Consider the following 13,613-nt stretch of genomic DNA (forward strand, 5'->3'; position numbering starts at 1 on the left):
CGGCGATCCCCTGGATCGAGCGGTCGGTGAAGAAGACGCCGGTCTCCTCCTCGTAGACGTCCAGGCCGACGCCGGAGAGCCGGCCGGCCCGCAGCGTCTCGACCAGGGCCGCGCTGTCGACCAGACCGCCGCGGCTGGAGTTGACCAGGATGGCGTCGTCCTTCATCCGGGCCAGCGCGGCGGCGTCGATCAGGTGGTGGGTGGCGGGCAGCAGCGGGACGTGCAGGCTGATGAGGTCGGCGCGGGAGAGGAGCTCGGGCAGTTCGGTGTAGGTCATGCCGAGATCCAGACAGGCCGGGTTGGGGGCGATGTCCCAGCCGAGCAGCTCGGTGCCGAAGCCGTGCGCGATCCGGGCGAAGCACTCGCCGATCTTGCCGGTGCCGATCACGCCGACCGTCATGCCGTGCACGTCCCGGCCGAGCAGGCCGTCCAGCCGGAAGTCGAACTCGCGCGAGCGGCTCGCGGCGCGGGTGAGGCGGCGGTTGACGGCCAGGGCCAGCGTCCAGGCGTGCTCGGCGACCGCGTAGGGGCTGTAGAAGGAGACGCGGGCGACCGTCAGTCCCAGCTCGGCGGCGGCCTCCAGGTCGATGTTGTTGAAACCGGTGGAGCGCTGGGCGATCAGCTCGGTCCCGCCGGCGGCGAGCAGGGCGAGCGTCTCGGCGTCCAGCTCAGCGTTGACGCTGCTGCTCACCGCAGGGTGGCCGGCGGCCAGCGGGGCGGTGTCGCGGTTGAGGAAGAGGTCCAGGCAGCGCAGTTCGTGCCGGTCCGCGAACGCCTCCTCCAGGAGCGGCCGCTCGTCCGCCTGGACGCCGTACGCGAGGATCTTCATCGCTGTTTCCTTCCCGGGTGGCCTGCGCCGGCGGTGGTCCGGCGCATCGTCACGCTAGCCGGACGTGACGGGCGTCGCACCGTGCGGCCCGCCGGTGTCCGTCCGTTCCGGTTCGAGGTCCGTTCGGTCGCGACCGAAATTTGACTGGATTCGTACGCAACCATCCGCACCCCCGCCGAGTGGCTGTTCCCTAGGTCAAAAAGCCTTGCGAGCATCGAAACAGGGAGTGCGATCACGAAATCGCCTCTGATTAACGATTAAACAATCGTTCGTGAACGGTGCCCTAACAACAATGCAGGGCACCTGAGGGGGGTATCACCATGTCCGAAGAGACCCATGCGTCGGAGCTCACCCGTCGTCGGATGCTGCAGGGGGCCGCAGCCGCGCTGACGGTCGCCGCCGGCACCGTCGTGATCGGGGTGGCCGGCCCGGGCGGCGGGTCGGCCACGGCCGCCGACCCCGGCGCGTCCGACACCTTCGACGAGGTCTTCCAGGGGCGCCGCATCCAGGGCCGCCCCGTCACCGGGGGCGGTCACCAGCACGGGGGCACCGGCACCGGCTACGAGGTGCGGATCGACGGCGACGAGCTGCACATGATGCGCAACGCCGACGGCACCTGGATCAGCGTCGTCAACCACTACCAGACCTTCGCGACGCCGCGTTCGCTCGCCCGGGCCGCCGTCAGCGATCTTCAGGGCGCCACGCTCGTCCCGATCGTGACCGCCTGAGTCCGTCCGCCACCCGTACCGCACACCATCATCGAGGGGGGACTCATGGCAGTCCGAAAGAACCAGGCGACCCTGACGGCCCAGGAGAAGCGGGCCTTCGTCAACGCCGTGCTCGCACTCAAGGCGTCCGGCGGCTACGACCCGTTCGTCACCACCCACAACCAGTTCATCGTCAGCGACGTGGACAACGGCGAGCGGACGGGCCACCGCTCGCCGTCCTTCCTGCCGTGGCACCGCCAGTACCTGCTCCAGTTCGAGCGGGCGCTCCAGGCCATCGACCCGAGCGTGAACCTGCCGTACTGGGACTGGACGGCCGACCGCTCGACCACCTCGTCCCTCTGGGGCGCGGACTTCCTGGGCGGCAACGGGAGGAGCGGCGACAACCAGGTGACCACCGGCGCGTTCGCCTTCTCCGGGGGCAGCTGGCCGCTCAACGTCAACATCGACAGCCGGACCTACCTGCGGCGCCAGCTCGGCGCCGGGGTGGCCCAGCTGCCGACCAGGGCCGACGCCGAGTCGGTGCTCGCCATCACCACCTACGACGCCGCGCCGTGGAACAGCTCCTCGTCCGGCTTCCGCAACAACCTGGAGGGCTGGCGCGGCGTCAACCTGCACAACCGGGTGCACGTCTGGGTGGGCGGCCAGATGGCCACCGGGATGTCGCCCAACGACCCGGTGTTCTGGCTGCACCACTGCTTCGTCGACAAGCTCTGGTCGGAGTGGCAGAAGCGCCACCCCGGGGCGACCTACCTGCCGACGGCCGGCACGCCCGACGTGGTCGACCTGAACGAGACCATGAAGCCGTGGAACACCGTCACGCCGGCCGGACTGCTCGACCACAGCAGCCTGTACACGTACGACACCGGCTTCTGATCCGCTCCCGGTAGGGCGGCTGCCGGGAACGCGAAGGCCCCGGCCCCCGAGCATGCACTCGGGGGCCGGGGCACCGGTCCGCGGGCGGAGCGGCCGGACGGGCGGAGCGGTCAGATGACCGTCTCGGCCTCCAGGTAGCGGTCGGCCGGCACGGTCTTCAGCTCGGCGACCGCCTCGCCCAGCGGCACCAGGTTGATGCTGGTGCCCTGGAGGGCGGTGATGTGCCCGAACGCGCCCTTGTGCACGGCCTCGATCGCGTGCCAGCCGAAGCGGGTGGCGAGCACCCGGTCGTACGCGGTCGGGGTGCCGCCGCGCTGGGTGTGGCCGAGGATCACCGGGCGGGCCTCCTTGCCGAGCCGGTGCTCCAGCTCGCGGGAGAGCTGGGTGGCGATCCCGGTGAACCGCTCGTGGCCGTAGATGTCACGGCTGCCCTCCTCCCAGTGCATGGTGCCGGCCTCGGGCTTGGCGCCCTCGGCGCAGACCACGATGGCGAACTTCTTCTGCCGGTCGAAGCGCTCGCGGACGACCGCGGTCAGCTTGTCGATGTGGAACGGGCGCTCCGGGACGACGATCGCGTGCGCGCCGGCCGCCATGCCCGCGTTGAGCGCGATCCAGCCGGTGTGCCGGCCCATGACCTCGACCACCATGACGCGCTGGTGCGACTCGGCGGTGGTCTTCAGCCGGTCCAGCGCCTCGGTGGCGACCGAGACGGCGGTGTCGAAACCGAAGGTGACGTCGGTGCAGGCGATGTCGTTGTCGATGGTCTTCGGCACGCCCACGATCGGCAGGCCCGCGTCGCTCATCAGCTTGGCGGCCTTCAGGGTGCCCTCGCCGCCGATGGGGATCACCGCGTCCAGGCCGAGGTCCGCGCAGTACTGCTTGGCGCGCTCGACGCCGTCGCGCAGGTGGCTCGGCTGCACCCGGGAGGAACCGAGGATCGTGCCGCCCTGGGCGAGGATGCCGCTCACCGAGTCGAGGGTCAGGGGACGGTGGTGGCCCTCAAGGAAACCGCGCCAGCCGTCCTCGAACCCGATGATCTCGTCGCCGTGGTCGACCACCCCCCGGTGGACCACGGATCGGATCACCGCGTTCAGGCCGGGGCAGTCACCGCCGCTGGTCAGCACTCCAATACGCATTGCTTTGCAACTCCCGAGCAGAACCGAGGAACGGCCGGACTACAGGCTGGTACGACGAACCGCCACCGTAACCGCCGCCTCCCACGCCGGATCGACGGGGAGATGGCCGTGGGGTGAAGGACCGGCCGATCCGGACAGAACATCCGAAACCGGCCGTGCAGTCGAGCATACGACCCCTGCGTCCGGCCGGGCAGGAGCCGACGCGGGAGCGGCGCCGTCGGCGCCCCCGCGCGGAAGTGCAGCCTGCTGCCGAGGAGGGTGTGCAGCCGGCAGCCCCATTGTCGTACGTTCGGGCCCGCCTGTGGACCGGGTGCCCGCATGGCGGGCACCCGGTCCGTCGCGAACGGACCGTGGACGTACTACGCGGGGCGCGAAGTGGCCGCGATGCGCTCGGTGCGCAGCGCGTCGTACCAGGTGGTGTCGGCCGGCGGCAGGGCGTTGACGTCCAGTGCCAGCTTGATCAGCATGTCCGCGACGGCGGGGTTCCGCGCCATCACGGGGCCGTGCAGGTAGGTGCCGAAGACGGTGTCCCGCCAGGCGCCCTCGGTGCCGTCACCGGTGCCGTTGCCCCGGCCCGCGGTGACCCGGGCCAGCGGCTGGACGCCCTGGCCGAGGTGGGTGACGCCCTGGTGGTTCTCGAACCCGGTCAGCTGCGGCAGTCCGAGCCGCGGGTCCACGTCGGCGAGCACGTCGCCGACGCACCGGGCGCCCTCGCCGCGGGCGGTCCAGACGTCGAGCAGGCCGAGGCCCGGCTCGCGCTGCCCCAGGTCGTTGACGAACTCGTGGCCGAGGATCTGGTAGCCGGCGCAGACGGCGAAGATGATCGCGCCGTTCTCCGAGGCCCGGACCAGGCCGCTGTCGTTGCGCAGCCGCTCGGCGGCCAGTCGCTGCGGCCGGTCCTCGCCGCCGCCGATCAGGTAGATGTCCCCGCTGGTGGGGACCGCCTGGTCGGAGCGGACGTCGATCCGGGTCACGTTGAGGTGGCGCTGGCGGGCCCGGCGCTCCACGACCAGGGCGTTGCCCCGGTCGCCGTACGTGCTGAGCAGGTCCGGGTAGACCCAGACCACGCGCAGGCTGCTCTCACTCATCCTCGAAGGCCTTCCGTGCGTGACGTGCGTGCTGTGGGCTGCTGGACCGGCATCAGCCGGCCACGACCTTCCGCAGCTGCTGGAAGGCGGTGTAGTTGGCGATCGCCTCGATCCGGCCGGGCGGGGCCATCCGGACGGCCTGCTCCAGCGAGTCCACCACGTGGAACTGCAGCCCGGCGACCTCCAGGCGGACGGCCAGGTCCAGCTTGCGCTGGCCCATCACGAACACCGGGTGCCCCGCGAGGCGCTCGTAGTCGACGTCCCAGAGCCAGGAGGTGTCGGTGCCGTCCGCGTCGAGCGCGTTGACGGAGAGGATGACCGGCGCGGGCGGGCCGTCGATCAGCGAGAACGTCTCCAGCCAGCCGGCCGGGTTTTTGGCCAGCAGGAGCCTGATGTCGCGGCCCTGGTACTGGACGACGTCGTAGCGGCCGGCCACCGCGGTGACGGACTGCATCCGCTCCAGCGCGACCTGCGGGGAGACGCCGAAGACGGCGGCGACGGCGGCCGAGCTGGTGGCGTTGGCGAGGTTCGCCCGGCCGGGCAGCTGGAGCCGGATCGGCCAGGCGCCGCGCTGCGGGTCGATGACGTGGGTGCCCTGGAGCGCCCAGTGCGGGTTGGGGCGCCGGAAGCCGCACTCCTGGCAGAACCAGTCGTCGCCGGGGCGCTGCATCACGCCGCCGCAGGCGGGGCAGGACCAGGCGTCCTCCTTCCACGCCTGTCCGGCGGCCACCCAGACCACCTTCTTGCAGGAGGACGCGGCCCAGGTCACCAGCGGGTCGTCCGCGTTGGCGATCACCACGGCCTCGGTGTCCTGCAGTCCCTCGCGCCACTTCTCGGCCATCATCCGCGTCTCGGCGGCACGGTCGAGCTGGTCGCGGGAGAGGTTGAGCAGGGCGATGGCCTTGGGACGGGTGTCCCGGGCGACACCGGCCAGGTACTTCTCGTCGACCTCGATGACGCCGAAGCGGGCCTCCGAGCCGCCGGCCAGGGCGGAGGTGATGCCGGCCGGCATGTTGGCGCCCAGAGCGTTGGAGACCACCGGGCCGGCGGCGCGCAGCGCCTCGGCGATCAGCCGGGTGGTGGTGGTCTTGCCGTTGGTGGCGCTGACCAGGACCACGTCCAGGTGGTCGGCGAGGGTGGCGAGCAGATCGGGGTCGAGCCTCAGCGCGATCTTGCCGCCGATCACCGAGCCGCTGCCTCGGCCCGCCTTCTGGGAGAGGGCGGCGGCCACCTTGCCGGCCGTGACCGCGATCTTGGCGCGGGCGGGCAGCGAGGCGTCGCGTGCGCCTGTGGGCTCCGATTCGGTGCCTGCCATGCTCAGTGGTTCCTCCTTGCTGCGGCACCGCCCGGGACCGGACAACGGGTCGTCGGGCGGCGGGGACGGGATCAGCCTACCGACTCCGCCACCCGGGTCGGTGCTCCGGACCCCGCGCCGCCTGCTGCGACGCCCCCGGAGGACCCGGTGGGGACGTCCTGACGCGACGTCAGGGTCGACGGTGTACGGAGGGGCCGTTCGCCGTCGGGGACGCGGTTCCCGGGCCCGGTGGTTCCCGGGCGTCCGGTGGCCGGGCACGACCGCCCCGGGCCGGACGGCGGGGGTGCCGTCCGGCCCGGGGCGGTCGTGGTCCTTGGTGAGGATGTGGTGAAAAAATGACCTTCCGATGACCGCTTGGGTGCCGGATCCGCGCACCGGGACCGGCGCTCCGGCCCGTCCCGGCGCGGGTCCGGCGGAACGGGCGGCCCCGTCCCACCGCCCCGTCCTACCGTCCAACCCTCCTGTCCAGCCCTACCGTCCCGGCCTGGTCTGCCAGGGCACCGGAAGCTCCTCGGCGGCCTCCGCCAGGTGCGCGGTGATCACCAGGGTGCCCTCGTCGACCTGGTAGTCCAGCGGCGCCGCCAGCTTGCGCATGGTGGCGATCAGCCCGGTGTTGGAGGAGTGCGTGACGGCGTACACCGTCTCCACCCCGGCCTCCAGCGCCAGCGCCGACATCCGCCGCATCAGGTCCAGGCCCAGCCCGCGCCGCTGCCAGGCGTCCTCGACCAGCACGGCCACCTCGGCGCTGTCGTCGTCCCACATCAGGTGCCCGAGGGCGACGATCCGCCCGTCCGCCGACTCCACCGCCAGCGTCTGGCCGTGCCGGGGGTCCAGCAGGTGGTCCAGGTAGCGGTCGGCGTCCCGGACCGGTCCGTGGTACCGCTTGCGCAGGGTGTCGGGGGAGCAGCGGTGGTGCATCGCCAGCGCCGCCGCCTTGTCGTCGGCGTCCGCGCGCCGCACGGTCACGTCGGCTCCGGTCGGCACGGTGAGCCGGGCCCGGACGTCCGGCACCCGGGGGCCGAGCAGGGTGTCCAGCTCGACCAGGGCCTGGGCCCGGGCGAACTCGGTCGGGGTGAACGGCAGGTGCGGGCGGGTGAGCTCGATCAGGTCCCCGGACGGCACCGGCAGGCGCATCACGTGCCCGTCCACCCCGGCGGGTGACCGTTCGGCCGCCCGCGGGTACTGCCGGATGCTGCACTGCCCGAACAGCTGTCGCAGCGCGATCGGCAGCTCGGCCGCGTCGAGCGCGGTCCGGGTGGCCAGCGCCAGCACGTGGGTGGGGACGTCCACCAGGTCGTGCGCGTCCGCCGGGCCCGTCCAGATGTCGTGCCCGCCGGCCGCCGCGACGAGGGCGACCAGCTCGGTGCGGCCCAGTGAGCGCGGCGCGCGGACGAAGAACTCGTCGACGGCCCCGGTCGGCAGGGGGTGGGACTGCATCGAGACGATGTTGACCTGCCGCCCGGCGAAGGCCGTGCACACCCGCGCCAGGCTGCCGGGGGAGTCCTGCACCGTGGTGCGGACCCGCCAGAGCGCCGTCTCCTCGAAGTCGTGCAGCGGGCCCCGCAGGGTGTCTCCCGCCGGTTCCGCCGGGGATCCCGTCGCCTGCCCGGCCGTGGCCCGCGGAGGCGCGGGCGCGTCCGGCGCCGGTGGGCCGTGCAGGTGGTGACGGTGTGACCACCAGGTGTGGAACAGCGCCGTGGCGAGCAGGACGACCGCCGAGGCGGCGAGCATCACCGGGCCGTCCGGGCCGTGCAGCACGAACTTGGCGACCAGGTCGGCGGCGGTCACCGAGAGGAAGACGGCGGCGAGTTCCACCGTGTCGCGGCGCCAGCGGTGCGTGCGGGCGCCGCGCCGTTGGGCACGGGAGGGGGTCGGGTTCCGGTCCTGGGCGGTTTCGGTCGTCAGCTGCTCCGTGTGCTCCATGCCATCAATCTGCCGCCTGGGTGTTTCACGGTCACGAATCCCCCGTGACCTGACGGTTAATGGTGCCGACCGACCGTCTCACGGGCGGCGGCCCGGACCTCGTCGAGGAGCAGGAGCAGGTCCTCCTCCGTGGTGGCCGCGTTGAGGAGGCAGGCGCGGAGCATCTCGCGCTCGCCGAGGCGCGCGCCGGTGACGAAGACCCGGCCGCGCCGCTGGACGGCGGCCGGCAACCGGTGGTTGAGCTCGTCTAGCGCGGCCTCGTCCAGCCCCGGGGGGCGGAGGCGGAACGCCACGATCGACGTCTGCACCTCGGCCAGTAGCTCGAACTCCTCGTCCGCCGCGACCAGTTCGCCGAGCCGCCGGGCCAGGGCGGTGCACCGGGCGATGTCCGCGGCCACGCCGTCGCGGCCCCGGTGGGCGATGGTCGCCCACACCTTGAGCGCGCGGAACGGGCGGGTCTGCTCGGTGCCGTACTCGGAGAACCAGCCGAGCTCGCCGGCCGCCTCGTCCCGCAGGTAGGAGGGGACGAGGCTGAAGGCGGCGCGGAGCTCGTCGGTGTCGCGGACCAGCGCGCAGCCGCAGTCGACCGGGACGCCGAGCCACTTGTGCGGGTCGAGGGCGAGCGAGTCGGCCCGCTCCAACCCCGCGTAGCGGTGCGCGATCGCCGGGTCGAGCACGCCGAACGCGCCGTACGCGCCGTCCACGTGCAGCCAGAGGCGCTCCTCGGCACAGAGGTCGGCGATCGGCTCGAAGGCGTCCACCGCGCCGGTGCCGACCGTCCCGGCGGAGGCCACCACCAGGAACGGCAGCAGCCCGGCGGCCCGGTCGCGGGCGACGGCGGCCCGCAGGTCGGCGATGTCCAGCAGGCCGTCCGGGCCGGTGGCCACGGTCCGCAGGTGCCGGCTGCCGAGGCCGAGCAGCTCCGCGGCCTTGCGGACGCACGAGTGGGTCTCGCCGGTGACGTAGCCGACCAGCGGGGGCATCCCGGCCAGTCCGTCCGCGCGGACGTCCCGGCCCGCCTCGCGGGCGGCCCGGTTGCGGGCCGCGGCCAGGCAGACGATGGTCGCCATCGAGGTGCCGGAGGTGAGCAGCCCGCCGCCGGCCGGGTGCGGGAACCCGACCAGCTCGGCTATCCAGCGCACCACGGCCCGCTCCAGGTGGACGTCGGCGTGGTCGCCGCCGGCGGAGCTGGGGTTCATCGCGGCGGCGGCGAAGGTGGCGAGCACGCCGGCCGGGGCCGGGGCCGAGTTGACCCAGCCGAAGAACCGCGGGTTCCCGTTGCCCATCGGGTACGGCAGCACGTCCCGGCCGACGTCCGCCAGCAGCTCGGCCAGCGGACGCCCGTCCCGCGGCAGCGGGGCGTCCAGCAGGGTGCGGCGGGCGTCGTCGTCCATCGGCTGCCAGACCGGGCGGCCGGGCAGTTCGGCGAGGTGGTCGGCGACGAGGTCGGCGGCGGTGTGGGCGGCGGCGCGGAAGTCCTCGGGGGTCACGGCGGTGCTCCAGCGGGTGGGGGAGGAGGCCTGGTGGCGCGGCGTCCTCGGCGCACCTGGGATCAACGGGCCGATCGTACGAGAAAGGCCCGCGCCGCGCGGCGCGGGCCCACCACCTGGGACGGAACGGTTCCGGCGGGCCGGCGGGCCGGCGGGGCACCGGGTCGGCGGGTCAGGGAGCACCGGGTCGCCGGTTCGGCCGGCCGAACCGGCGACCCGGTCAGGCGAGCGAGGACGGGCCGGTCAGTCGAGCGAGGAGGAGAGCCCGCCCGCGGAGCGGCAGTAGCCCTGCATCTCCGGGTTGGTGATCTTGGCGCAGAGCCGCCCGGCCGCACCGCCGTCCGTGTAGTTGACCGTGTAGTAACTGACCAGGCCCTCGGCGCAGGCCTTGCGCTGCCAGCCGTCGGCGGCGGTGGCGCACTGCTGGGCGGCCCAGTCCTCGCGGTCCAGGTTGTACTTCATGGTCCGCGAGCCCACCCCCCGGCTGCAGTCCACCGACCCGCCGCTCGCCTTGCCGTTGAGGCACCACTTCAGCGCCTCGGCGTAGACCTCGGGGTGGTTCGGGTAGTCGTGCGAGGAGAGGTAGAAGGTCGGCGCGTAGAAGAAGCAGGCCGACTGGAACAGCGAGGGCTGCTCCTTGCACGGGTAGAGCGGGTCCTGGGCGATCTTGTCGGCCGGCAGGTTCGCCTTCGCCTTCTCGTCCTCCTCGTCCGGGCCGAAGAGCTGCATGAACAGGCCCTCCGAGCAGCGGATCCGGTTCTGGTCGGTGGGGAACTTGTTGCACAGGTCCCGCGCCTTGGCCACGTCCTGCTTGGCGACGAACATGGTGCCGTGACCGACGCCGTGGATGCACGGGCCGCTGTTCTTGGGCGCGCAGAGCTTGAGCAGGTCCGTCTCGGGCTGGGCGGAGGCGTTCAGCATCTCCTCGACGGCGCCGTGCAGGTAGCCCGCGGCGCAGGTCTCGTGCGGGAAGGAGATGACCTTCTGGAAGTCGGCGTTGAAGCGCTTGACCGCCGCGTGCCCGAGCTCGTGGGCGATCGGGTGGCAGAACCGGACGGTGTACGGCAGTTGCTTGGTGATCCTGTCCAGGTCGGCCAGCGCGACCCCGGGATCGGTGGACTCCATCTCGGCCATCAGCTTGTTGCGCAGCGTCGAGCGGGTCCACACCGCCGGGTCCCCGGTCGGGGTGGCGCTCACGGCCGGCTGCGCGGTGCCGGCGGGCGCGGCGCCCGCCGTTCCGGCGGTGCCGTCCGCGGTGTTCTCCCCGGCCGTCGCGGCGACCGGGGCGGGCGTCCAGTCGGTGACGGCCACCGACCCCAGGCCCAGGACCCCCAGCAGCAGGGCGGTGAGAATCGCGAATGCTCGCGGATGCATGGCGGAGATCCCCCGGCGGATCGAGACGGACGGGTCGCTCCCCATCCTGACGGCACGGGGGTGGGATTCCGCGTTTTCGACCGCCATTCGGGAGGTGTCGGCGACGCTATCGCACGTCCGGGCCGGTCGACGACGCGGGCCGCCCCCGGTCGCCGGACCGCCGGACGACCCGTCACCCGGCCCGTCCTACGGCCTGTCGCACGGCCCGGCGCCGGTCCGTCACCCGGCCCGCTGCGCGGTTCGCCGTGAACCCGGACGGCGCAGCGGGCGACGTACGCCGTCCGGGTGAACGCCGGCGGGCGGTCAGAGTTCGAGCGACACCTGGTACTCCGTCAACCAGGCGTTCAGGTCCAGCGCCAGATCGGCCGCCAGCCGGACCGACTGCGGATCGGTGTCCGGTGCGAGCGCGTCGGCCAGTGCCCGCCGGTCCAGCAGGTCGAGCACCGGGGCGGCGCGGTCGGAGGTCAGCTCGGCCAGTTCGCTGCGGAGCATCTCCGGGTAGTGCGGGTCCTGCACGCTCGGGTAGGGGCTCTTCATCCGGTCGGCGATCTCGTCCGGCAGCACGTTCCGGACGGCGGCGCGCAGCAGGCTCTTCTCCCGGCCGTCGAAGTGCTTCATCGACCACGGCGTGTTGAAGACGTACTGCACCAGCCGGTGGTCGCAGAACGGCACCCGCACCTCCAGCCCGTTGGCCATGCTCATCCGGTCCTTGCGGTCGAGCAGGATGCAGACGAAGCGGGTCAGGTTCAGGTACGAGATCTCCCGCATCCGCCGCTCGAACGGGTCGGCGTCCGGCAGGTGCGGGACTTCGGCGAGCGCCTCCCGGTACCGGGCGTGCCGGTAGCCGGCGAGGTCGAGCTTGCCGAGCAGCTCCCGGTCGATCAGCTGTTCGCGCGGACCGGCGCCCGTCCCGCCGAGCCTGGTCAGCGAGGCCGCCCAGGGGAAGTCGTCCGCGTTCACCGCCTGCGGGTCGTGGAACCAGCTGTAGCCGCCGAACAGCTCGTCCGCCGACTCGCCGGACAGCGCCACCGTCGACTGCCGGCGCACCTCCTTGAAGAGGAGCAGCAGCGAGGTGTCCATGTCGCCGAAGCCGCCCGGCAGGTCCCTGGCGCGCAGCGCGGCCATCCGGTGCGTCCGGTCGGTGAGTGCGGCGCTGTCCAGCTCGATCACCCGGTGGTCGGCGCCCACGTACCGGGCGAGCAGTGCGGCGTACGGGCCGTCCGGCGTGGAGCGGACCGCGTCCGCGAGGAAGTGCTCGCTCTGTCCGGCGAAGTCGACCGCGAAGGAGCGGACCGGCCCGGCGCCCGCCGCGCGCAGCGCCTTGGCGGCCAGCGCGGTGACGGCGCTGGAGTCGAGGCCGCCGGACAGCAGCGAGCAGAGCGGCACGTCCGAGTCCAGTTGGCGGTGGACGATGTCGTCGAGCAGGGCCCGGACGGTGGCGACGGTGGTGGCGAGGTCCTGGGTGTGCCGGCGTGCCTCCAGCGCCCAGTAGCGGCGGACCGTGACGCCGCTGCGCCGCACCCGGACCACGTGGCCGGGCCGCACCTCCGAGATGCCGCGGTACGGGGTGAGGCCGGGGGTCCTCGTCAGGGCCAGCAGTTCGCGCAGCCCGTCCAGGTCGACCACCGCGCGCACCGAGGGGTGGGCGAACAGGGCCTTCGGCTCGGAGCCGAAGACCACGCCGTCCGGGGTGGGGTGGTAGTGCAGCGGCTTGACGCCCATCCGGTCGCGGACGAGCACCAGCTCCTCGCTGCGGGCGTCCCAGATCGCGAAGGCGAACATGCCGTTGAGCCGCTCGGCGAGGTGCTCGCCCCACTCCAGGTAGGCGTGCAGCACCACCTCGGTGTCGCTGCGGGTGCGGAACCGGTGGCCGGCCGCCTCCAGCTCGGCGCGCAGCTCGCGGTGGTTGTACACCTCTCCGCTGTACGTGAGGGCGGCCAGCGTCCGGCCGTCGTGCTCGGCCGTCATCGGCTGGACACCGCCCTCGACGTCGATCACGGCGAGGCGGCGGTGACCGAGTGCGGCGTGCCGTTCCAGGTGGATGCCGCCCGCGTCCGGGCCGCGGCAGAGCTGGGTGGCCGTCATCGTGTCGAGCACTGGCCGTTCGAGGGTGAGGTCGCGGTCGTAGGCGACCCATCCGGTGATGCCGCACATCAGCAAGCCTCCGGTTCTTCCGACACGAATCTCCGAGACGAATCCGGTGTCCTGATCCGTCTCCCCCGATGCGTAGTCGGGGAATCACGCTACGTGGTGGTACGTGCTCGCACAAGGGTGCGCGGGCGGGGTGGGCGGGCCCGCCGGGCGTCCGCCGTGCCGATCGTTCGCCCGCCCGTTCGCCCGTCCGATGCTTCGTTCGACAGGCTGGCGCGGGCCCGGATCGGGCCGGGTGGGCGTCGAACGTCGCGAGATCTGCCCGAATTCGGGCAAGATCTTTGAACTCGGTGCCGGATCCGGCCTAGGCTCCCTCTTCGTGTCCAGCTCACCCGGTCCCTCGCACCCTCACGAAGACCTGCTCGCCCACCTCACCCGGACCAGCCCGCTCGGGCCCCGCGAGGCGGCGCGGGTGGTGGCGGAGGTGCTGGCCTACTTCTCCGAGACCACGGAGGAGTACGTCCGCCGCCGCCACGGTGAGCTCCAGGCACGCGGTCTGACCAACGAGAGGATCTTCGCCCGGCTCGCCGAGGAGCTGCCCGCCCGCCGTGTCGCGGCGCCGGGACTCTCCGCGCGGCAGCTGCGCCGGATCGTCTACGGCTGACGGACCCGTCCGAAGTCCTCCGTCCGAGGCCCGCCGACCGCGGTCGGCGACGGCCTCCCGGCCCGACCCTCCGGGCCCCGCCCTGCCTCCCGCCCTGCCCCC

11 protein-coding genes are annotated in these 13,613 nt (G+C 72.9%); 3 read left to right on the plus strand and 8 right to left on the minus strand.

All coding sequences use genetic code 11. The features are described 5' to 3' along the window. On the minus strand, nt 1–829 hold an 829-nt coding region (locus PUR56_RS03190), incomplete at its 3' end, for an NAD(P)-dependent oxidoreductase (protein ID WP_329947751.1). A gap of 320 nt (nt 830–1,149) precedes the next feature. Here PUR56_RS03190 and melC1 point away from each other — a divergent pair. Both melC1 and melC2 read left to right on the plus strand, forming a co-directional pair. After that, a complete protein-coding gene (melC1, locus tag PUR56_RS03195) occupies nt 1,150–1,557 on the plus strand; it encodes an apotyrosinase chaperone MelC1 (RefSeq protein ID WP_329885023.1) in 408 nt (135 codons plus the stop codon). Nucleotides 1,558–1,602: 45 nt separating this feature from the next. Beyond that, nucleotides 1,603–2,430: a tyrosinase MelC2 gene (gene melC2 / locus PUR56_RS03200; protein WP_329885024.1), complete on the plus strand. Its 828-nt coding sequence runs from the start codon at nt 1,603–1,605 to the stop codon at nt 2,428–2,430. Nucleotides 2,431–2,540: 110 nt separating this feature from the next. Here the strand turns inward: melC2 and PUR56_RS03205 are convergent, their stop codons facing one another. From PUR56_RS03205 to asnB, 7 genes are all read right to left on the minus strand, one after another. Next, nucleotides 2,541–3,566, minus strand: coding sequence for a 6-phosphofructokinase (locus tag PUR56_RS03205; protein WP_329885025.1), 1,026 nt, complete (start codon nt 3,564–3,566; stop codon nt 2,541–2,543). 359 nt (nt 3,567–3,925) lie between these two features. Next, nucleotides 3,926–4,654: a type 1 glutamine amidotransferase gene (locus PUR56_RS03210; RefSeq protein ID WP_329885026.1), complete on the minus strand. Its 729-nt coding sequence runs from the start codon at nt 4,652–4,654 to the stop codon at nt 3,926–3,928. 52 nt (nt 4,655–4,706) lie between these two features. Then, a complete protein-coding gene (locus tag PUR56_RS03215; RefSeq protein WP_329885027.1) occupies nt 4,707–5,969 on the minus strand; it encodes a MurT ligase domain-containing protein in 1,263 nt (420 codons plus the stop codon). Between the two features lie 471 nt (nt 5,970–6,440). After that, nucleotides 6,441–7,892 (minus strand): GNAT family N-acetyltransferase, encoded by a 1,452-nt coding sequence (locus PUR56_RS03220; protein WP_329947752.1) that lies wholly within the window; start codon nt 7,890–7,892, stop codon nt 6,441–6,443. Between the two features lie 56 nt (nt 7,893–7,948). Beyond that, the gene (locus PUR56_RS03225; RefSeq protein ID WP_329947753.1) at nt 7,949–9,448 is read right to left on the minus strand and encodes a pyridoxal phosphate-dependent decarboxylase family protein; all 1,500 of its coding nucleotides are present in this window, start codon (nt 9,446–9,448) and stop codon (nt 7,949–7,951) included. Nucleotides 9,449–9,625: 177 nt separating this feature from the next. Next, entirely contained in the window at nt 9,626–10,756 is a 1,131-nt protein-coding gene (locus tag PUR56_RS03230; protein WP_329947754.1) for a hypothetical protein, read from the minus strand. A gap of 303 nt (nt 10,757–11,059) precedes the next feature. Continuing rightward, the gene (asnB, locus tag PUR56_RS03235) at nt 11,060–12,910 is read right to left on the minus strand and encodes an asparagine synthase (glutamine-hydrolyzing) (RefSeq protein WP_329885031.1); all 1,851 of its coding nucleotides are present in this window, start codon (nt 12,908–12,910) and stop codon (nt 11,060–11,062) included. A 316-nt stretch (nt 12,911–13,226) separates the two neighbouring features. On the opposite strand from asnB, the gene PUR56_RS03240 reads away from it, so the two are divergent. Next, the gene (locus PUR56_RS03240; RefSeq protein WP_327683601.1) at nt 13,227–13,511 is read left to right on the plus strand and encodes a hypothetical protein; all 285 of its coding nucleotides are present in this window, start codon (nt 13,227–13,229) and stop codon (nt 13,509–13,511) included. The last annotated feature ends 102 nt before the right edge of the window (nt 13,512–13,613 follow it).

Source organism: Streptomyces sp. BE303 (assembly GCF_036290945.1).
Taxonomy (GTDB): Bacteria; Actinomycetota; Actinomycetes; order Streptomycetales; family Streptomycetaceae; genus Kitasatospora.

What these genes read in the sequence shown, in the direction of transcription:
- melC1 (WP_329885023.1), top strand. Translation starts at nt 1,150, where the DNA reads ATGTCCGAAGAGACCCATGCGTCGGAGCTCACCCGTCGTCGGATGCTG.
- melC2 (WP_329885024.1), top strand. Translation starts at nt 1,603, where the DNA reads ATGGCAGTCCGAAAGAACCAGGCGACCCTGACGGCCCAGGAGAAGCGG.
- PUR56_RS03205 (WP_329885025.1), bottom strand. Translation starts at nt 3,566, where the DNA reads ATGCGTATTGGAGTGCTGACCAGCGGCGGTGACTGCCCCGGCCTGAAC.
- PUR56_RS03210 (WP_329885026.1), bottom strand. Translation starts at nt 4,654, where the DNA reads ATGAGTGAGAGCAGCCTGCGCGTGGTCTGGGTCTACCCGGACCTGCTC.
- PUR56_RS03215 (WP_329885027.1), bottom strand. Translation starts at nt 5,969, where the DNA reads ATGGCAGGCACCGAATCGGAGCCCACAGGCGCACGCGACGCCTCGCTG.
- PUR56_RS03220 (WP_329947752.1), bottom strand. Translation starts at nt 7,892, where the DNA reads ATGGAGCACACGGAGCAGCTGACGACCGAAACCGCCCAGGACCGGAAC.
- PUR56_RS03230 (WP_329947754.1), bottom strand. Translation starts at nt 10,756, where the DNA reads ATGCATCCGCGAGCATTCGCGATTCTCACCGCCCTGCTGCTGGGGGTC.
- asnB (WP_329885031.1), bottom strand. Translation starts at nt 12,910, where the DNA reads ATGTGCGGCATCACCGGATGGGTCGCCTACGACCGCGACCTCACCCTC.